The following is a 17,942-nucleotide window of genomic DNA, read 5'->3' on the forward strand; positions in this document are numbered from 1 at the left end:
TGCCCAGCCCGACGATTTCGGCGATAGCGGGCCAGGAACGGTCAGCCGGTGCGGACGGAGCATCATCGGTGTGCGATTCGCTCCTCACCGGAGCATTGTGGACGCTCATACCACTCCTCGCCACTCGCCGTTCATCGTCGGGCCAGCCCCGGCCGGCTCGGGCTAGGATCCGATCTCTGCGCGGTGGCCTTCCTCCGCCCAGACTCGCCCCTCGTCAGACGGCGAGGCGACGCCGACGAAAGCAGTCCCAGCGCGATCATTGCTTCCGGATCGCGACGTCGGCAGCCTCTCACGGAAGACTGCTCCACCGCTGCCCCGCCGGCACGGCACACCGCAAGGAACCGGCGGTTTATGCCCAGGAGGGTCGGGAACTGGCGCGGTTGCTTCTCCTGCGGTAGGCCCTGGGGCCTTCACGTCTCCCCCGGTTTCCCGGGTGGTTGTCCCATCCCAGTGACCATGGTCAGTTTCCTGGCTCCGTTTCCAGCTCCCGCCACATCGATCCGTGCATGCGGTTCTCCCGCACACGGCTCACCGACGCCGTTCACCGCCGGCATTCGGCTTTTCCCGCCAAGGCCTGTTCGGCCTCGGGGCGACCACGGTTCCAGCAATGCCAGCAAGGCGTAGCCGGGCTGGGGTGTGCACGCCTACCAGCCATCGGCCGAACCGGCGCCCGCGGCCGTAGCGCTTGCTGAGGAAAAGGCCCAATCGCCTCTGCGCGTACCAGTGCAGCTGCGCGAAACGGCGGCCCGAGTTGCCGTACTTGAAGTACCCGGCCCAGCCGTTGAGGAACCAGTTCATCTCCTGCACCACCATCTCCACGGGCACCCGAACCCGGGACCGGGCGGTCAGCTCCCGCAGCCGGTCCCGAGCGTGTTGCATAGCCTTGTCCGCGCACAGGCGACGACAGCGAACGCCGTCGCCAGCGCCATGGTGGCCGCCCCAAATATCCACAGTGGACTGTCAGGTTTCGTCATAGCCTGAACGCTAGGCCCGATTCCGTCCTGCTTCGTCGTACCGCGGCCTCATCCTCGGGAGGGAGGTGGCACCACGGTACTACTCTTTGGAGCGCCGTTCGACACCCGCGCGAGAATCAAGGCCCGTCGCAACTGGGCCCCAAGTCACGCCGGCGCAGGTCCGTCACGCGTTTCGGAACCTCCATCCGAAAACCACCCATCCTGCCGATGCGTCGAAACCCAGCGCATCAGGCCCCGGACGCCCTCGCGGCTCCAAAGACCATCACCGAGCACCCCGACGCCGGTAAAACCACCAAAAGAGACCTGTACGTGCACGGGCTCGGGGTGAGCCGACTGTCCACAGTAGAGTTCGACGGCCCGCCGCGGCAGGTCGAGCCGCTCACCGTCGATGAACTGCAGGACAGCATCCGGCGGGTGAGCGGCACCGACGTCACGATCACCACGATGTCGTCCGGGACCCGCTGAATCGACACCGCCGCGGTCGCGTGGACCGGACGGGTCAACACCGTCACCGCCCGCACGGACCGGGTGGACGTCGACGCGTTGCTGATCCGGCCCGACGGCTGTGTCGCCTGGGACTTGCCCACCGGGCAGGACCTGGACGCCACCGCGCGGGTGCGTGCGCTCGGCACCTGGTTCGGCCACCCGGCCTGAGCGGCGCATTAACCGTCGTCTCAGGTTCGCTCGGTACGAAGTCGGCATCAGATAAGCGATGCAACCCGTATGTAGGAGGCTAGTGATGGCAGTCAACGCAGCGCCGTCCGGGGAAGCGCCGGCCGGTCGGTTGGCGGGCCGGTGGGTGCCGTGGTTGGTGATTGGGTTGTGGGTGGCGCTGGCGGCGGTCATGGTGCCGCTGAGCGGGAAGTTGAGCTCGGTCACCACCGACAGCGCCGTGGACACCCTGCCGGCCAGTGCCGAGTCCACCAAGGTGGCGGTGCTGGAGGACAGTCTCTCCGGCGGAGAGGACAACACGTTCGTCTTCGTGTACCACCGCGCTGGCGGCATGACCGACGCCGACCGCGCGACGGTCGAGCGCCACTACAACGCCCTTGCCAAGCGGTACCCGCCGAAGGTGGCGGCGGCGGCCGGCGAGGACGACGAGGGCTTACCGACGAGACTCTCCACCGACGGCAAGGCGATGATGTTCACCCTCGAGGTGAGCACAAGCTACGGCGCACCGGAGGCCATCGTCGGCCCGTTGCGTGAGGCCGCGAAGGACCGCCCCGCCGGCCTGGAACTCGACGTGACCGGCCCGGCCGCGGTCGACGGCGACATGGACGCCATCTTCGACGGCATCGACCTGCAGGTCTTCCTCACCACTGTCGTCGTCGTCACGCTCCTGCTGATTCTCACCTACCGCAGCCCGGTGTTGTGGTTCATCCCGCTGGTGGCCGTGGGCGCGGCCGCACTGACCGCGATGGCGACCGTCTACCTGCTCGTCAAGGGCTTCGGCATCGTGGTCAACGACCAGAACTCGGCGCTGCTGACGATCCTGGTGTTCGGCGTCGGCACGGACTACGCGCTGTTGCTCATCGCTCGGTATCGGGAGACACTGCACCACCACGAGAACGTCCGGGTTGCGATGGTCCACGCGCTACGCGGCGCGGCGCCGGCCATCGTCGCTTCCGCGGCCACCGTCGTCGCCGGCCTGCTCTGCCTGCTCGTCGCGGACCTGAACAGCACCAGTGGGTTGGGCCCGATCGGTGCGGCCGGGATCCTGTGCGCGCTGGTGGCCATGCTGACGCTGTTCCCGGCGGTGCTCGTGATGCTCGGCAGGCGGATCTTCTGGCCGGCCATCCCGCGGTTCAGCACAGCCGTGGTGGAGAAGCCGGGGCTGTGGGGACGGCTTGGCACCGCCATCAGCCGCCGCCGGTGGGTGGCGACGCTCGGCTCGCTCGGAATCCTGGGTGTGCTCGCCGTCGGGCTGGCGGGCAACACCGGCGCCCTGCGGGAGCAGGACCAGTTCCTGTCCGCGCCGGAGTCGGTCACCGGCTTCACCGTTCTCCGCCAGCACTTCCCGGAGCTGGGCGGCCAGCCGATGACGGTCTTCACGCGCCCGGCGTACCAGGAGCGGGTGCTCGACATCGTCAAGCGCACTCCCGGCGTGGCAGAGGCCATCCCGGGCCAGACCAGCGGTGGCTGGGCCGACATCTCCGTGTTCCCGACCGACGCGCCGGACACCACCGCGGAGTACGACACGATCAAGCGGGTGCGCACCGCCGTGCACGCGGTGAACGGGGCGGAGGCGATCGTCGGCGGGCCGAGCGCGGAGAACCTCGACACCGAGGTCACCACCAGCCGCGACGAGAAGCTGGTGATCCCGCTGGTGCTCGCCGTCGTCCTGATCGTCCTCGGGCTGCTGCTGCGCGCGGTCGTGGCCCCGCTGGTCCTGATGGCGACCGTGGTCGTCTCGTTCGCCGCGGCCTTCGGCGGTAGCGTGTTCGTCTTCGACACGATCCTCGGGTTCAAGGGCGTCGACTATTCGGTACCGCTGCTGGCGTTCCTGTTCCTGGTGGCGCTCGGCGTCGACTACAACATCTTCCTGACCAGCCGGGCCCGGGAGGAGACCGTGCGTCTCGGCACCCGAGAGGGCATGCTCAAAGCCCTCTCGGCCACCGGTGGCGTCATCACCTCGGCAGGCCTGGTCCTGGCGGCCACGTTCGCGGTCCTCGCCACGCTTCCGCTGGTGATGCTGATCGAGGTCGGGTTCCTGGTCGCCTTCGGCGTGCTGCTCGACGCCCTGCTGGTGCGGTCGGTCCTGGTGCCCGCCCTCACCCTGCTGATCGGCCGGCGGATCTGGTGGCCGAGCCGGCTGTCCCGACCGGTGGAGCTGCCGGACGGGCAACGGCCGTTCGTGGACGATGAGGAGCCCGCGCTGCAACGGTGAGCGCGGCGGCACGGACGAAATCCGGGACGGGCTCAGGCCCGTCCCGGATCTTTTCATGGGCCCGACGGTCGCCGCCCTTTGGTCCTGCGCCACGCGTCGAGGCTGGGGTCGGCGCACCGCGGTGTCCTGCCCCGACGGTGAGCGCCGCGGGGCCATGCCCGAGGGCCGCCGTCCCTTGTCCTGCGCCACGCCGCCGGGGCGGGTCAGCGCACCGCGCTGTCCTCCCCCGCGGCGTGACGCGCGATCCGAGCGGGCGAGGCAGCGGCCGGAAGGCCGACCCGCAGCAGCGCGCCGCCGCGGGCGGACCGGGCGACGGTGACTCGGCCGCCGTGGGCGTCGACGACCCGCTGCACGATCGACAGCCCCAGACCGGATCCCGGCAACGCCCGGGCGCTGTCGGCACGGTAGAACCGGTCGAACACCCGCGGTACGTCGGCGGCGTCGATGCCCGGCCCGGCGTCGTCGACCTCGAGCACCGCCGACGCGCCCTCGGCGAGGAGCCGGACCTGGACTGGCTGGTCCGCGGGGGACCACTTGCCGGCGTTGTCGATGAGGTTGAGTACCGCCCGCTGGAGCGCAGCGGGACGGCCGCTCACCCACACGGAGGTGAGGTCGAGCGCGATCTCGATGTCGGGCACGCGGGAACGCGCCCGGGTCGCGGCGGCCACCACCACGTCGGCGAGGTCGAGCACCTCGGTGCTCTCGTCGGTGACGTCACCGCGCGCCAGGTCGGTCAGCTCGGTGGCAAGGGTGCTCAACTCGGCCACCTGGGCGCCGAGGTCGTTGAGCAGCCGGGTCCGGCTATCCGCCGACAGGACAGCGTCGAGGGTGCCGCGCCGGTCGAGCCGGATCAGCAGCTCGACGTTGAGGCGCAGGCTGGTGAGCGGGGTCTTCAGCTCGTGGGCGGCGTCCTCGGCGAGCAGCCGCTGGGCCCGACGGGAGTCCCGGAGCGCGGCGAGCATGTCGTTGATCGACTGGATCAGCCGCCGGATCTCCCCACCGCCCTCATCCGGGATGTCGGCGTCGAGATCCCGGGTGTGCGCGACACGTACCGCGGCGGCGGTCAGCCGGTCGATCGGCGCCAGCCCGGTCCGCGCCACGGTCCGCCCGACAAGGGCGCCCCCGGCCACGCAGAGCAGCCCGATCAGCAGCATGCCCAGCCCGAACTGGTTGATCGGGCTGTCGTCGGCGACGCGGGCCACCTGGACCGCGCCGCCGCCCGCCCGCAGCGTGTAGACGAGGTATCCGTCCTCGTCACTGTCGTTCGACTCCATCAGGTCGGCCAACCCGCCCTGCACCACGCGCCCGGCCTGCTCGCTGACCGGAGGCAGCGCGGGTTGGCCGGCCGGCGTCCGGATCGAGCCGTCGGGCAGGATGACCCGCACCAGCCGACCGGATCCGGGATACGGCGGTAGCTGGACCTGCGCCAGACCAGCGCGCTCCGCGTCCGCCGCCAGGACGCGGGAGTCGGCGCGCAGCTGATCCTCCGCGGCGTCCCGCAGCTCCGAGTCCAGCAACTCGATGGCCACCTGAAAGGCCACGAACACGCTGACCGCGATGGCCGTCGCCGCGATCACCGTCAGCCTGGTCCGCAGCGATCGCCGCCGCCACCATCGGGCCAGCCGTCGCAAGCCCCAGCCGGCGGCGCCCCAGCTCACGGAGGAGTCTCCCGCAACGTGTACCCCAGGCCGCGCAGCGTGTAGATCAATCGCGGCTCACCCTCGGCCTCCATCTTGCGGCGCAGGTAGCTCACGTACACCTGGAGGTTGTTGGCAGTGGCGCTCATGTCGAAGCCCCAGATCGCCTCGAACAGCGCGTCACGGGTCAACACCCGGGTCGCGTTGCACACGAGGACCTCCAGGAGGGAGAACTCGGTCCGGGTCAGATGCAGCGGCCGCCCGCCACGCCACGCCTCGAACCTGTCGGGATCGAGCCGGACGTCGGCGAACGACAGAATCTGCGACTCCCCGACGCCCGGCGCGCGGCGGCGCAGCAGGGCCCGGACCCGGGCCAGCAACTCCTCGGTGGCGAACGGCTTGGGCAGATAGTCGTCGGCGCCCGCGTCCAGCCCCGCGACCCGGTCGGAGACCTGATCCCGGGCGGTCAACATCAGCACCGGCAGATCCCGACCCGCCGCCCGCAACCGCCGGCAGGTCTCCAACCCGCCCAGGCGAGGCATCATCACATCGAGGATCAGCAGATCGGGCGCGTCGCCACCGAGCCCGTCGAGCACGGCGAGACCGTTGGCGACGGTGCTGGTGTCGTAACCCTCGACCTGGAGCACCCGCTCCAACGACTCACGGATAGCCGCCTCATCGTCCGCGATCATAATCCGCACGCCGACCCGCCCCCTTCCAGCCGATGCTTTTGCCGCTCAGTGTCCTCGACCAACCTGAAGCCAGGATTAGACCCAATCTCAGGAAGATAAGCGTCGCCACTACGGCCAGCTTGTACTCGGCGGTGAACGTGCGGCGCTTCGGCCGGTCCGCCCGCGGCGAGGAGGCTGAACCCACCAGTCCATCCTCGCCCATGTCAGCGATGCTCAAGGTCACGATCGTTTGATCCCGTCTCGCCCTGCTTCACAAGATCCGGTATTCCGACGTCTCACATGATCTTGACAGAGAGGGCATCGGTGGATTGAGGCTAAGGGATCGCAAACTATCGAATTCGCAGGTTCTGTTCGTTCTGTAAAGGTTTGGAGGAGGCTGGCGAGCGTTACCGGTTCCGGCGTGGGTGTAATCGTGGTCCGTGCAGGGCCAGCAAGGGCTCGATTTCGCTAATGGCTCGACGGATGGTCCTGCGGCTGGTGGTGAACAGTGCGGCGAGGTGACGTTGTCGTCCTACCTCGACGGGCCAGCGAAAACGGCCTTGACCGCCGTCCCGTCCGCCCGGTGCGACCGGCGGAACAATCCGACCACATTCAGCGTCAACGGTCCCAACTGCGCCTCACATCGTCAGTTGGCGCCGATGTACACCGCCTTCGTCCAGGTGTAGAAGTCCAGTGCGCCGCTGCCCTGTTCCCGGTAGGTGTTGCTCGACGACTCCTTTACACCGCCGAACGGCACATTGAGGTCCACTCCTCCGGTCGGCCGGTTGATCTTCACTACGCCCGCCTGGATGCGCTCAACGAACCGGGCCACCGCCGTCAGGTTCTGCGTGACCAGGGCCGCGGAGAGGCCGAACGGTACGGCGTTGGCCAGGTCGATCGCCGCGTCGAGGTTCGGTGCCCGCAGGACACTCACCACGGGGCCGAAGACCTCCTCCTGCGCGATACGGTGCGTCGGCTCGACCGCGGTAAGAACCGCCGGCGGGAAGAGCATGCCCTCGAACGCCAGCGTGCCGGTGGCGAGGTTAGCCCCCTCCCCGAGAGCGTCCTTCAGGTAGCGGACGTTAGTCGCCAACTGGGCGGCACTCACCACCGGGCCCATCTTGACCGTGGCACGGAGCCCGTCGCCCGGCGCGTACGCCTCAGCCCGACGGGCGAGTGCGTCCACGACCCGGTCGTGGACGCTGGGGGTGCAGATGACCCGGCTCGTCGCGGTGCATGCCTGGCCGGTCAGCCCGAACGCCGAAGCGGCGACGAGGTCGGCGGCCCGCTCCGGATCGGCGTCGTCGAGCACCACGACCGGGTTCTTTCCGCCCATCTCGAGCTGCACCCGAATGCGCCGGGCTGCGGCGAGTTCACCGATACGGCGTCCCACCCCGTTCGAGCCGGTGAACGAGACGGCGCGGACCATCTCGTGGCGCACGATGGACTCGCCGACGACGGCCCCGCTGCCGTGCACGATGTTGAGCACCCCCGGTGGGAGCCCCACGTCGGCCAGCGCCCGGGCGAGATGCATCGTCGACACCGTCGTGAGCTGCGCCGGCTTCAAGACCACCGCGTTCCCCGCGGCCAGCGCCGGGGCGGCTTTCCAGGTCGGGATCGCGATCGGGAAGTTCCAGGGCGTGATGAGTCCGACGACGCCCAACGGTTCACGCCGGGAAAAGACGTGGGTATCGGCGACCCCGGACGGGAAGGTCTGTCCGTGGGCCCGCCAGCACTCGGCTCCGAAGAATTCGAGGATGTCGGCGGCTCGGCGCACCTCCCCGGTCGCCTCGGCGAGGGTTTTGCCCTCTTCGCGGGTCAGGTCCCGCGCGACCACCTCGATCCGGTCGCGCAGGAGCTGACCGGCCCGGGTGAGGACAGTTCCCCGTTCGGGACCGGTCATCGCCGCCCAGCCCACCTGCGCCGCCGCGGCCGCCGTCGCCGCCGCGTCAACGTCGGCGGCGGTGCCTGAGACAGTGCGCGACACCAGATCGGCCGGGTCCGCCGGGTTGTACCGGTCGGTCACCGGTTCCCCACCGCGCCACTGACCGTCAATTAGCTGGGTGATCTCATAGGCGTCGGCTGTCATGAACCCTCCAGGTGGGCGAGTGTCGTCTGAGTCGCGGTGGTCACGGGCGCACCAAGACCTTGAGGGAACGCTGGGACGTGACGAGGTCGAGGGCCTGGCCGAAGTCGTCGAGGGGGACCGTATCGGTGACAAAGCCGATCAGCTCCGTCGCCAGCGCACCGAGCAGCGTCACGGCGCGGTGGAACGAGTTGTTGACGGCCATCGAGCCGATGATGGTCAGCTCGTGCCAGTTGATCAGGTGCGGGCTGAGCGTGACGGTTGCGCCAGCGTGCGCCACGCCCATGAGCAGGAGGGATCCGCCGCGCCGGGTCGCCGCGAACGCCGACTCGATCGCCGCCGGCACGCCGGTGGCGTCGACGGTCACATCGGCGCTCGGCTCCGGCAATTCCTCAGGCACTCGGGCCACCGCGTCGAAGCCGTGGCGGGCCACGACCGCGCGCCGGAAGTCCGACGACTCGACGATCGACACCTGCGATCCCTGCCGGCGCAGCAGGATGGCGGTCAACAGGCCAATCGGGCCGGCGCCGAACACGATCGCGTCCCGGCCGACCGTCGCCCCTAGGCGGTCGACGCCGTGCAGCACGCAGGCCAGCGGCTCGGCGAGCAGGGCGACGTTCCACTCCAAGTCGTCGGGGACCGGGACGCAGGAGCGTGCCCGGACCGCGACGCGTTGTGCGAAGCCGCCGGGGAAACGGGAACCGTACCCGCCCTTGTCGGGGCAGAGGTTGCCCCGCCCAGCCTGGCACTGGGCGCAGTGCCCGCACGAGTACGACGGATCGACGACCACCCGCTGACCGGCCCGCAACCAGTCCACCTCCCGGCCGACCGACAGGACCGTGCCACCGAACTCGTGGCCGGGAACGGCCGGAAACCGGACAAGCTTGTTGCCGCCGGTCAGGGTGTGCAGGTCGGTGCCGCACATGCCGCAGCCGGCCACCTCAAGGATGACCTCGTCCGCACGGGCCTGCGGCTCGGGCACCTCCTGGATCGACCAGTCCTGAATTCCGTTCAGGACGAGTGCGCGCATGATCTGCCTCCCGACGTCATTTGATGGCCAGGGCGTTCGCGGTGGAGCCCGCCCCACCGGGGGTGTTGAGTGGTGCCGCGCAGAAGAGCCCCTCGTAGACGCCGTCGGTCCGGCAGTCCGCCGTCAGCGCCCGGAGGTCGAACAGCTCCCCGACCGCCAGACCTAGCAGCGGGATGAGCCGGGCATGCAGGAAGCCGTCGGCGGACGACTTGTCGAACGGCATTCGCTCGAGCGCCGGGCAGTCGGCGGCGACCGCGGCGAGCCGGTGGTCCCAGATCCACCGTGCGGTCTCCTCCCGCGGGTCCAGTCCAGGCGCGGCGAAAAGGTCACCGGTGCCTAGCGCGGCCCTGCCGGACTCGTCGAGCCCCTCGTACCAGCAGATCCAGCCGACGTTGAGCAGCAGAATGTCACCGGTGTCGAGGGCGACGTCCTGGGCCGCGAGCACGTCGTCCAGCAGGTCCGTGGTGATGGCGAATGCGCTCGCCGCGTCGAGCGGGGTGCCCTGGCCGGCGAGGAACCCTTCGACGTCGGCCAGCACAAACCGGCCGGCGATGCCCCGCGTCGCCCACTGGTCGATGCCGAGCGCCGGGAACACCGGGTCGAGCACGTCGGCGAGCGGGCGGCCCTGGTAGAAGCCGAACTCGGGATGCTCCACGTGGCTGAGCGCGTCCCATTGGCTCGACATCTGCGGATAGAAGGAGTCGTAGTAGTCGTCGAAGCCGCCGCCGTCGAGTTCGACCCGATGATGCGTGGGCGCCCGGCGTCCCAGGATCGGCGGCGACGGCAACGTCGTGCTCCAGTTCAGCGGGATCGTCACCCCTCGCCGGACGAGCGTGGCGGCGGCGACGACTCGCTCGGCGGTAGCGAAGTTGAGCGTTCCCAGGTCGTTGCCGAAGACCCCCCACGCCGCGCCCGGCGGGCAGGTCAGGCCGCCGACCAGGTCGGCGTACGCGGGCACGGCGGTGTCACGAGTGGACACCGTGGGCTCCTGTCTCTCGCACTTCGGTCAGGCGCAGGAACGCGATGGTTCGGTCGAACTGGGCCGCGAGCATCTCCTTACCCGGGTGGATGGCACAGCCCCGCTCGGCCGCTGCGGCCAGCAGGGGTGTCGTCGGCGGCGACATGACCGCGTCGGCCACGACGGTTCCCGCGGTGAGCAGGTCGAGGTCGACCGGCACCGGGTCACCGGCCCGCATGCCCAGGCTGGTGGTGTTGATCACGACGTCGAATCGGCCGCCACCGGTGTAGCGGTCCGTCCGGCACTGCGGATAGGCCCGTAGAACGGCAGCGGCCAACTCGCTCGCCTTCTCGGCAGTCCGGTTGGAGATCCGCAGGACCGCGACACCGGCGTCGGCCAGCGCGAAGGCGACCGCGCGGGCGGTGCCGCCGGCCCCGACGAGCAGGACCTCCCGCCCAGCGATGGAGTGGCCGGCGGCGACGAGACTGTCGGTCATGCCGAGGCCGTCGAACTGACCGCCCACCAGCCGACCGTCCGGGTCTCGCCGGATGACGTTGGTGGCTCCGCATCGGGCGGCCATGGGGGTCAGCTCGTCGACCAGTCGCGTCATCGTCTCCTTGTGCGGGATGGTGACGCCCACGCCCGCCAGGTTGGCCCAGCTGCGAAACAGCGGCGGCGCGGTAGCGAGATCCTCGGGTCTGATGTGCAGGGGCATGACCACGACGTCCAGGCCGCGTTCGGCCAGCAGCCGGTTGTAGAGGGTCGGGGTGCGGACGTGGCCCATCGGGTGACCGATGTGCGCGTACACGCGGGTGTTGCCGGTGATCGTCATCTGCCGGTGTCCCCGATCCTCGTGGTGGCGATGGGCGGATAGTCATGCGCCGTCGGGAATGCGCCACACGCGCGCCCCGCCAACAGGGCCGCGCCCCGCGTCCCGGCCTGCGCGGTCGCCGGTATCTCGTAGGCTCCGATCACCTCGGCCCGGATCGCCCGGATCTGCGGATCCTGGAGCCAGCCGCCGGCGGCCAGAACCCGCCGGGGCCGCCCGGTGAGCCGGGCCAGCTCCCGCAGCGCCTCGCGCACGCGCTCGCTGGCCGTGCGTACCGCGAGGACCCACACGGCGCGGGCCACGGCGAGGCTGTCGACCGTGTCCCGGACGACCCGCCCGGCTCGGTCGGAATCGACCAGATCCCGCCAGCGTGGGTGGAAGACCGCCCCGACGAGGTCGACCAGCGCCGGACCGAGCGGACCGGCCGACGCGTCATCGGGTGTCATGACCTGGGCCCGCGGATAACCGGCCCGGTCCAGCGCGTCGAGGATCATCGTAAACCGGTTTCCGGTGCCGAGGCCGCATACCGCGTTGGTGGAGCCGTCCTCGACCCCGGCACCGACGTTGAACCCGGCGGCGTTGAAGCCCGCCACCTGCGCGGCCTGCCCGGCGGTGATCGGCGCGATGACCGCCTCACCCGTACCGATCGAGTCGAAGACGGCGTCCGGACCGGTCGCGCCGGCGCCGACCGCGGCGACGAGGTGGTCGTGACCGGCGACTGTCAGTACCGCCCCGGCGCAGGCCCCGGTGGTCCGGACGGTCCCGACCGGGCTGCCGGCGGGTACGAGTCGGGGCGCCGAGCGGAGGTCGAGGCCCGCCCAGTCGAACAGCGCCGGGCTCCACGCGCGGGTCTGGACATCCAGTAGTCCGGACCGCGAGGCCAGCGAGTACTCGGCGACCTGCTCGCCACCGAGCAGAACCACGGCCTGCTCGGGCAGGTTGGCCCAGCGGCCGATGGTCTGCCCGGACGGGGCCAGGCCGCGCAGCGCGGCGGCCGAGGTACGGGGGAAGTCGAGCAGCCCGGTCCGCGCTACGAGGTGCGGGTCGGGCAGGTCGGTGTGGCACGCTGGTCCCCGGTCGTTCCACGCCGTCGCCGGCAGGGCGTCGCCGGTCGAGGTCCACGCGAAAACGGTCTCCGCCATGCCCGTCACGCCGATGCCCGCCACCGTGCCGGCGGCCAGGTCGACCACGGCCGCGTCGACGAGACCGAGTACGGCGGCGGAGAAGTCCTCGAGGCGCAGGTGACGACCGCCCGGGCCTGTGCGCCACGGCGTCAGGTACGAGACGGTGCCCCGTTCCTCGCCGGCGACGGTGAACAGCGTCGCCTTGAACGAGGTCGTGCCGAGGTCCACGCCGAGCAGGCTCGCTGTCATGCGCGCAGCGTCATTTCCAGGTCTGTTCGTCCGAAGGCGTCGATCAGCCCGGTGAACGCGGCGACCATGCGGTCGACCGCCTCGTCCCGGGTGGCGGTGCCGGCGAGAAGGTCGCCGAGAGGGCGGTGCCAGACGCTGCGGCCCACGGCGAAACCGGCGAAAGCCGGCACGCGGGCGGCGGCCCGCAGCCAGGTCCCGACCGTCTGCAGCGACGCGCCGCTGCCCAGCACGATGCACCGCACCTGCCCACGGCCACCGACGGTGGCCTGGGCACCCACGGCCTCGCAGGCCTCGACCGTGTCCAGACCCTCGATCTTCCAGATGTCCGGCTCGATGCCACGGGCCTGGTATTCGGCGATCGACTCGACGAGAAGTCCCGGAAGAGCTTCGCGGCGGAAGGCGGCGGTGTCTTCGCCGCAGCCGGCCAGTTGAGCCGCCGTCGGGGTGACGAGGACTTCGAGCAGGAAGTCGTGGCCGTGCCGGTGCGCCCAGGTCGCGACCTCGGCGATCCGGGTGAACTGGACCTCTTTGCGGGCGTCGTCGTCGGCGGGGTTGTGGAACACGAGGGCCTTGACACACTCCGGCTGGAACCCGGCGAAGCGCTCGGCGTAGTCGGCCGGGTACTGCAGTTCGAAGATCTTTGTGCGGCTCGCCTCGATCGGCATGGCGAGGTAGATGTCCCGCTGCCGTGCGGTCCGCGCGGCCGGCGCGCCGTACTCCTCGTCGACGAGGAAGCCGAGTGCCGCCCTCGGCACGCCGGCCGCCGCCACCCGGTCCAGCACGTCGAGCGCCACGAGTTTGGTCTCGGTGAACCGCCCCTCGGCTGCCTGACCGTACAGATCTCGCAGTACCTGGCGATGGTCGTAGGCCATCATGTACAGGGGATCCGGCGTGGTCCTGGTCACTGCACTCCTCCTGGGCGAGAGTTCGCCTGACGGTGGCCCCCGTATCGGCGGACCAAACCAGCGTCTATGTGGGTTTGTGTGTTGACGCGCAAACATTAGCACAGGACTTGCATTACACCTTGATCAACTGATACACACAATCCCAGCGTAGACGCAACCTTGGCGGCATCGACCGTCCGAGGATTTCCACTAAGTCCCAGGCAATCACACACGAGTCGCAGGGGTCGCGCAGACGAACGGAGCGTAGGCCGATGGAGCAGCCGATCTCCCTGCCCGAGCAGATCGCGCTCAGGGCCCGGGAGACCCCCGACCGGACAGCGATACGCGAGGTCGACGGCTACGACTACACCTGCGCACAGTTCTGGCAGCTGTGCAACGACTGGGCCGGCTACCTGCGTGGCCTCGGGGTCGGCCGCGGCGACACGGTACTGGTGCTGCAACCCACGTCGGCACAGGCACTCGCCATCTGGATGGGCCTGGCCTTGCTCGACGCCGTCGAGGTACCCCTCAACACCCAGTTGCGCGGTTCATTGCTGGCCCACGTCGTACGCGACTCCGGGGCGAAACTCGCGGTGGTCGGCGACCGGTACCTCGACGCGGTCGCCGACCTCGGTGCCGACCTCGGTGCCGACCTCGGTGCCGACCTCGGACGCCTCGACCGGATCGTGGTGACCGGGACCGCCTCCCCCGCGTTCACCCACGCGGTCGCACCTCACGGGGTCGATGTACGGGCGGTCGACCGCGTCCCGCACGCCCCCGTCCGAACCTGGGACTTCCCCCGCGAGTGGGATCTCGCCTGCCTGCTGTACACCTCCGGCACCACCGGCCCGGCCAAGGGCGTGATGGTCTCCTGGGGTCAACTGTTCGAGACGACCATCGGTACCGGGCCCGAACGCACCCTGCGCCAACCGTGGACCGTCTTCTACTCGCCGTACCCCACCTTCCACATCAGCGGCAAGACACCGCTGTACGCGGCGATGCTCGGCGGCGGATCGGTGGTGCTGCGCGAACGGTTCGACACCGCCGCCTTCTGGTCGGACGTGCGGGCCTACTCCTGCACCTTCACGCTGCTGATCGCGACCACGGCCAATTTCGTCCTCCGGCAGCCGCCACGGCCCGACGACCAGGACAACCCGCTCGTGGGCGTGCTGTTCTCGCCGTGGATCCAGGGCGTCGAGGAGTTCCGGACTCGGTTCGGCGTCGAGGCCTACTCGGTCTACAACATGACCGAGATCAGCTGCCCCATCGTCGGCGGCTGGGACAACGGGCCGATCGACCCTACGGTCTGCGGCACCGCCCGGCCCGGGTTCGACCTGCGGATCGTCGACGAACACGACCGGGAGGTCCCGGCGGGGACACCCGGCGAACTCGTCATCCGCACCGACCGACCGTGGCGGCTGATGTCCGGCTACTGGGGTCTCGACGCCGCCACCGCCACCGCATGGCGCAACCAGTGGTTCCACACCGGCGACGTGTTCTCCGTCGACGAGCAGGGCAGGTACCGCTACCTCGACCGGAACAAGGACTCCATCCGACGGCGGGGCGAGAACATCTCCTCGACCGAAGTCGAGGCCCAGGCGCTGGCGCACCCGGCGGTCGAGATGGCCGCGGCCGTCGCCGTCCCCGACCCGATCAGCGAACAGGAGGTCAAGTTGGTCGTCACCCGCGCGGCGGACACCACGCTGACGGAGGAGGAGCTGCACAGCTTCCTGTCGGCCCGACTTCCCCGGTTCATGGTTCCCCGCTACGTCGAGTTCGCGACCGCGCTGCCGCGCACCCCCACCGCGAAGATCCGCAAGACCGAACTGCGCGCCCAGGGCGTGACCCCGAGCACCTGGGACAGTCAGGCGGCCCGCCGCACGGCGGGAGCGACCTGATGGCCACCACCGAACCGGGCCCGGCGGACCTGCGCGAGGTGCTGGTCGACGGCCTCCATTTCCCCGAGGGCCCCTGCTGGACCCAGGACGGTGCGCTGATCTTCGTCGACCTGGCTGCCCGCGCGGTCTCGGTACTCGACGAAGCGGGCATACGCATTGTCGCGCGCAGCGACGGCGCACCGAACGGGGCGGCGCTGAGCCCTCAGGGTGTCCTGCACGTGGCGGACAACGGTGGCCACTGGCCGGCGACGGCCTCGACCTCCAGCACGGCCGGTCCCGGAGGCCGTCGGGGGCGGATCCTCCAGGTCTGTCCCGGCGGCGACCTGCGGGTGGTACTGGAGGAGATAGACGGGATCCCCCTCGACGCGCCCAACGACATCTGCTTCGACGCGCTGGGCGGCTACTACGTCACCGACCCGCACTGGGGCGACGACGGACAGGCCGCCCACCACGGCGCCGTGTGCTACCAACCGCCCGACGGGCCGGCGGTGCGCAGCGCCACCGGACTGCTCTTTCCCAATGGCGTCTGCGTCAGCACCGACCAGTCCACCCTGCTGGTCAGCGAGACCCGCACCGGCCGGGTACTGGCCGCCGACATCCTTGCGCCGGGTCGTCTCGGCGCTTGGCGCACCTACGCCGAGCTGGGCCCGGACATCTCCCCGGACGGCATGTGCCTGGACGCGGACGGCCGGCTGCTCGTCGCCGGCTCCACCGCCGGCGCCGTCTTCGTCGTGCTGCCCGGCGGCGGGCCGGTGGAGCGGGTGCTGCGCTGCGCCGACCCGGTCGTGACCAACGTCTGCTTCGGCGGGCCGGACCTGAGGACCCTGTACGTCACCGAGGCGTCGCTCGGCCGGATCACCACGGTGCGGTGGGACGTGCCCGGTGCGCCTCTGCCGATGAAGGTGAGGCATCTGTGAGCCGCACGACCAGACAGCTCGCGTCGAGCATCCGACGCCCCTGGACCGGCGAGTCGCCCGAACCGCGGACCTCGAAGCTGGTCAGTCTGCGGGAGGCGGCGGCGCTGGTCCCGGACCGATGCCGGATCGCCTTCGGTGGGCAGTCGGTGTACCAGCACCCGATGGCCTTCGTCCGGGAGCTGGCCCGCCAACGTCGACGGGAGCTCACGGTGATCGGCGTCCTCAACGGTCCCGAACTCGACCTTTTGGTCGGGGCCGGTGCCGTCGCGGTCGTCGAGACTTCCTACGTCGGTCTGGAGCAGTTCGGCCTGGCGCCCAACTACCGGCGGGCTGTCGAGGCCGGCCGGCTGAAGGTCCACGACTACAGCGAGGTCGTCGCCTTCGACCGGTTCAGGGCCAGCGAGGCGGGGTGGACCTTCCTGCCCGTGTACTCCCTGGCTGGCTCTGATGTCATGACTGGGAACACCAACGCCCGGGAAATGACCTGTCCATTCACCGGGACACCGCTGCAGGTCGTGCCGGCCGCCAACGTCGACGTCGTGGTGGTCCATGTGGGGCTGGCCGACGAGTACGGCAACGTCCTCGCGCCGGCCTCCCGTCTGGTGCCGCAGACCTTCGACGGGGTGATGGCACGGGCCAGCGACCGGGTCATCGTGACCGCCGAGCGGATCGTGTCCAACCAGTTCGTCCGCCAGCACGCCGACCTGACGGTGATCTCGGGACTGCGCGTCGAGGCCGTCGCGCACGCGCCACGCGGCGCCCACCCGTGCCACAGCCTCGGCTTCTACCAGCTTGACGTCGACCACTTCGAGCGGTACCTGGCCGCCTCCCGCTCAGCCGAGGACTTCCATGCCTACCTGGAGACCTACGTCTACGGGCCTGCGGACAACGACGCCTACCTCGACCTGACACCTGCCAGCCGGTGGGCGACCCTGGAGACGGGAACGGGACTGCTGTGAGTGACGACCAGGATCCCACACTGTACGAACTGCTCGCCGTCGCGGTGGCCCGGACGATGCGCAACGACGACGTGGGCTTCACCGGGCTGACCACCGGCGATGCCGCTGCGATGTTCGGCACCATGATCCCCCTCGCCGCCATGCAACTGGCGCGCGAGACGCACGCGCCGGACCTGACCGTCCTGCTCGGCGGCTGGTGCGTCAATCCCTCGCTGCACATGCTCGCGACCCTGCCCAACGCCGAGTTCGACCCGGTGCTACTGCAGCTTGAGTGCGACGCGCGTGACATGTCGTACCCGCCGCTCTACACCTTCCGGCGCGGCGACGTAACCGTGGGCTTCAGCTCCGGCGCCCAGGTCGACCGCGCCGGCAACCTCAACACCACCACGGTGTCGGCGTCCAGGGGGAAGCTGCGGCTGGTGGGGCCGATCCTGATCCCGGAACACCTTGGCCTGTTCGGCCGCGAGATCATCATGATGCCCCGGAACGACCGTCTCCGGTTCGTCGAGTCGGTCCACCACCGTACTGGGGTCGGCTTCCCCGACGGCCGCTCCGGGCGGGCCGCCCTCGGGCTGCGCGGCGGCGGGCCGGAGCTCGTGGTGACCCCGCTGGGCATCTTCGGCTTCGACGATGAGGGCCTGGCCGAACTGATCGCCACGGTGCCGGGGGTCCGTCCGGAGGATGTGGTCGACGCCACCGGCTTCGATTTCCGGTACGCGCCCATCAAGGCGCTCCAGGCCCCGCCGACCCGTGACGAACTGCGGATCCTGCGGGAGTCCGTGGATCCCTTCGGCCACCTCAGGCGGTCGATCTGACGGCGTGGGGCCCCGCGGCGGGTC

The 17,942-nt window shown here is 70.2% G+C and carries 17 protein-coding genes; 7 read left to right on the forward strand and 10 right to left on the reverse strand.

Going from position 1 to position 17,942, the window contains the following annotated elements; genetic code table 11:
- Nucleotides 1-528: 528 nt before the first annotated feature.
- The gene (locus ACFFIA_RS27575; protein WP_377255788.1) at nucleotides 529-879 is read right to left on the reverse strand and encodes a group II intron maturase-specific domain-containing protein; all 351 of its coding nucleotides are present in this window, start codon (nucleotides 877-879) and stop codon (nucleotides 529-531) included.
- A gap of 302 nt (nucleotides 880-1,181) precedes the next feature.
- Between ACFFIA_RS27575 and ACFFIA_RS27580 the strand changes: the two genes are divergently transcribed.
- The 3 genes from ACFFIA_RS27580 (at nucleotide 1,182) to ACFFIA_RS27590 (ending at nucleotide 3,861) form a co-directional block, all read left to right on the forward strand.
- The gene (locus ACFFIA_RS27580) at nucleotides 1,182-1,439 is read left to right on the forward strand and encodes a hypothetical protein (protein ID WP_377255791.1); all 258 of its coding nucleotides are present in this window, start codon (nucleotides 1,182-1,184) and stop codon (nucleotides 1,437-1,439) included.
- Nucleotides 1,440-1,628 (forward strand): aromatic-ring hydroxylase C-terminal domain-containing protein, encoded by a 189-nt coding sequence (locus ACFFIA_RS27585; protein WP_377256503.1) that lies wholly within the window; start codon nucleotides 1,440-1,442, stop codon nucleotides 1,626-1,628.
- Nucleotides 1,629-1,785: 157 nt separating this feature from the next.
- Nucleotides 1,786-3,861 (forward strand): MMPL family transporter, encoded by a 2,076-nt coding sequence (locus ACFFIA_RS27590; RefSeq protein WP_377255794.1) that lies wholly within the window; start codon nucleotides 1,786-1,788, stop codon nucleotides 3,859-3,861.
- 203 nt (nucleotides 3,862-4,064) lie between these two features.
- Here ACFFIA_RS27590 and ACFFIA_RS27595 read toward each other — a convergent pair whose 3' ends face one another.
- The 9 genes from ACFFIA_RS27595 to ACFFIA_RS27635 form a co-directional block, all read right to left on the reverse strand.
- A complete protein-coding gene (locus tag ACFFIA_RS27595; RefSeq protein ID WP_377255797.1) occupies nucleotides 4,065-5,519 on the reverse strand; it encodes a HAMP domain-containing sensor histidine kinase in 1,455 nt (484 codons plus the stop codon).
- Nucleotides 5,516-6,190: a response regulator transcription factor gene (locus ACFFIA_RS27600; protein WP_446686983.1), complete on the reverse strand. Its 675-nt coding sequence runs from the start codon at nucleotides 6,188-6,190 to the stop codon at nucleotides 5,516-5,518. Before ACFFIA_RS27600 ends, ACFFIA_RS27595 begins: the two co-directional genes overlap by 4 nt.
- Nucleotides 6,174-6,413, reverse strand: a complete 240-nt coding sequence (locus ACFFIA_RS27605; protein ID WP_377255802.1) for a hypothetical protein — start codon at nucleotides 6,411-6,413, stop codon at nucleotides 6,174-6,176. The genes ACFFIA_RS27600 and ACFFIA_RS27605 overlap by 17 nt, the downstream gene beginning before the upstream one ends.
- Nucleotides 6,414-6,815: 402 nt before the next feature.
- The gene (locus tag ACFFIA_RS27610; protein ID WP_377255804.1) at nucleotides 6,816-8,258 is read right to left on the reverse strand and encodes an aldehyde dehydrogenase family protein; all 1,443 of its coding nucleotides are present in this window, start codon (nucleotides 8,256-8,258) and stop codon (nucleotides 6,816-6,818) included.
- Nucleotides 8,259-8,298: 40 nt separating this feature from the next.
- Nucleotides 8,299-9,285 (reverse strand): alcohol dehydrogenase catalytic domain-containing protein, encoded by a 987-nt coding sequence (locus tag ACFFIA_RS27615; protein WP_377255807.1) that lies wholly within the window; start codon nucleotides 9,283-9,285, stop codon nucleotides 8,299-8,301.
- A 16-nt stretch (nucleotides 9,286-9,301) separates the two neighbouring features.
- On the reverse strand, nucleotides 9,302-10,264 hold the full coding sequence (locus tag ACFFIA_RS27620) for a cyclase family protein (protein WP_377255810.1): 963 nt from the start codon (nucleotides 10,262-10,264) through the stop codon (nucleotides 9,302-9,304).
- Complete coding sequence (locus ACFFIA_RS27625) at nucleotides 10,251-11,075, reverse strand: shikimate dehydrogenase family protein (RefSeq protein WP_377255813.1); 825 nt, start codon at nucleotides 11,073-11,075, stop codon at nucleotides 10,251-10,253. The genes ACFFIA_RS27620 and ACFFIA_RS27625 overlap by 14 nt, the downstream gene beginning before the upstream one ends.
- Entirely contained in the window at nucleotides 11,072-12,445 is a 1,374-nt protein-coding gene (locus tag ACFFIA_RS27630) for an FGGY family carbohydrate kinase (RefSeq protein WP_377255816.1), read from the reverse strand. Before ACFFIA_RS27630 ends, ACFFIA_RS27625 begins: the two co-directional genes overlap by 4 nt.
- A complete protein-coding gene (locus ACFFIA_RS27635; protein ID WP_377255818.1) occupies nucleotides 12,442-13,350 on the reverse strand; it encodes a 2-deoxy-5-keto-D-gluconate 6-phosphate aldolase domain-containing protein in 909 nt (302 codons plus the stop codon). The genes ACFFIA_RS27630 and ACFFIA_RS27635 overlap by 4 nt, the downstream gene beginning before the upstream one ends.
- 251 nt (nucleotides 13,351-13,601) lie before the next feature.
- Between ACFFIA_RS27635 and ACFFIA_RS27640 the strand changes: the two genes are divergently transcribed.
- The 4 genes from ACFFIA_RS27640 to ACFFIA_RS27655 are packed head-to-tail and all read left to right on the forward strand — an operon-like array spanning nucleotide 13,602 to nucleotide 17,918.
- Nucleotides 13,602-15,227 carry an AMP-binding protein gene (locus tag ACFFIA_RS27640; protein WP_377255820.1) on the forward strand — a complete coding sequence of 542 codons (1,626 nt, stop codon included), beginning with the start codon at nucleotides 13,602-13,604 and terminating at the stop codon, nucleotides 15,225-15,227.
- Complete coding sequence (locus ACFFIA_RS27645) at nucleotides 15,227-16,144, forward strand: SMP-30/gluconolactonase/LRE family protein (RefSeq protein WP_377255823.1); 918 nt, start codon at nucleotides 15,227-15,229, stop codon at nucleotides 16,142-16,144. The genes ACFFIA_RS27640 and ACFFIA_RS27645 overlap by 1 nt, the downstream gene beginning before the upstream one ends.
- Entirely contained in the window at nucleotides 16,141-17,103 is a 963-nt protein-coding gene (locus ACFFIA_RS27650) for a CoA transferase subunit A (RefSeq protein WP_377255826.1), read from the forward strand. The genes ACFFIA_RS27645 and ACFFIA_RS27650 overlap by 4 nt, the downstream gene beginning before the upstream one ends.
- Nucleotides 17,100-17,918, forward strand: a complete 819-nt coding sequence (locus tag ACFFIA_RS27655; protein WP_377255829.1) for a hypothetical protein — start codon at nucleotides 17,100-17,102, stop codon at nucleotides 17,916-17,918. The genes ACFFIA_RS27650 and ACFFIA_RS27655 overlap by 4 nt, the downstream gene beginning before the upstream one ends.
- Nucleotides 17,919-17,942 lie beyond the last annotated feature (24 nt).

The sequence above is a fragment of the Phytohabitans kaempferiae genome, assembly GCF_042433955.1.
Classification (GTDB): Bacteria; Actinomycetota; Actinomycetes; order Mycobacteriales; family Micromonosporaceae; genus Phytohabitans; species Phytohabitans kaempferiae.

Bases quoted from the DNA above. Each gene is read 5' to 3' on its own strand.
- ACFFIA_RS27575 (WP_377255788.1), bottom strand. From the start codon at position 879: ATGCAACACGCTCGGGACCGGCTGCGGGAGCTGACCGCCCGGTCCCGG.
- ACFFIA_RS27645 (WP_377255823.1), top strand. From the start codon at position 15,227: ATGGCCACCACCGAACCGGGCCCGGCGGACCTGCGCGAGGTGCTGGTC.
- ACFFIA_RS27580 (WP_377255791.1), top strand. From the start codon at position 1,182: ATGCGTCGAAACCCAGCGCATCAGGCCCCGGACGCCCTCGCGGCTCCA.
- ACFFIA_RS27610 (WP_377255804.1), bottom strand. From the start codon at position 8,258: ATGACAGCCGACGCCTATGAGATCACCCAGCTAATTGACGGTCAGTGG.
- ACFFIA_RS27630 (WP_377255816.1), bottom strand. From the start codon at position 12,445: ATGACAGCGAGCCTGCTCGGCGTGGACCTCGGCACGACCTCGTTCAAG.
- ACFFIA_RS27625 (WP_377255813.1), bottom strand. From the start codon at position 11,075: ATGACGATCACCGGCAACACCCGCGTGTACGCGCACATCGGTCACCCG.
- ACFFIA_RS27615 (WP_377255807.1), bottom strand. From the start codon at position 9,285: ATGCGCGCACTCGTCCTGAACGGAATTCAGGACTGGTCGATCCAGGAG.
- ACFFIA_RS27600 (WP_446686983.1), bottom strand. From the start codon at position 6,190: ATGATCGCGGACGATGAGGCGGCTATCCGTGAGTCGTTGGAGCGGGTG.
- ACFFIA_RS27640 (WP_377255820.1), top strand. From the start codon at position 13,602: ATGGAGCAGCCGATCTCCCTGCCCGAGCAGATCGCGCTCAGGGCCCGG.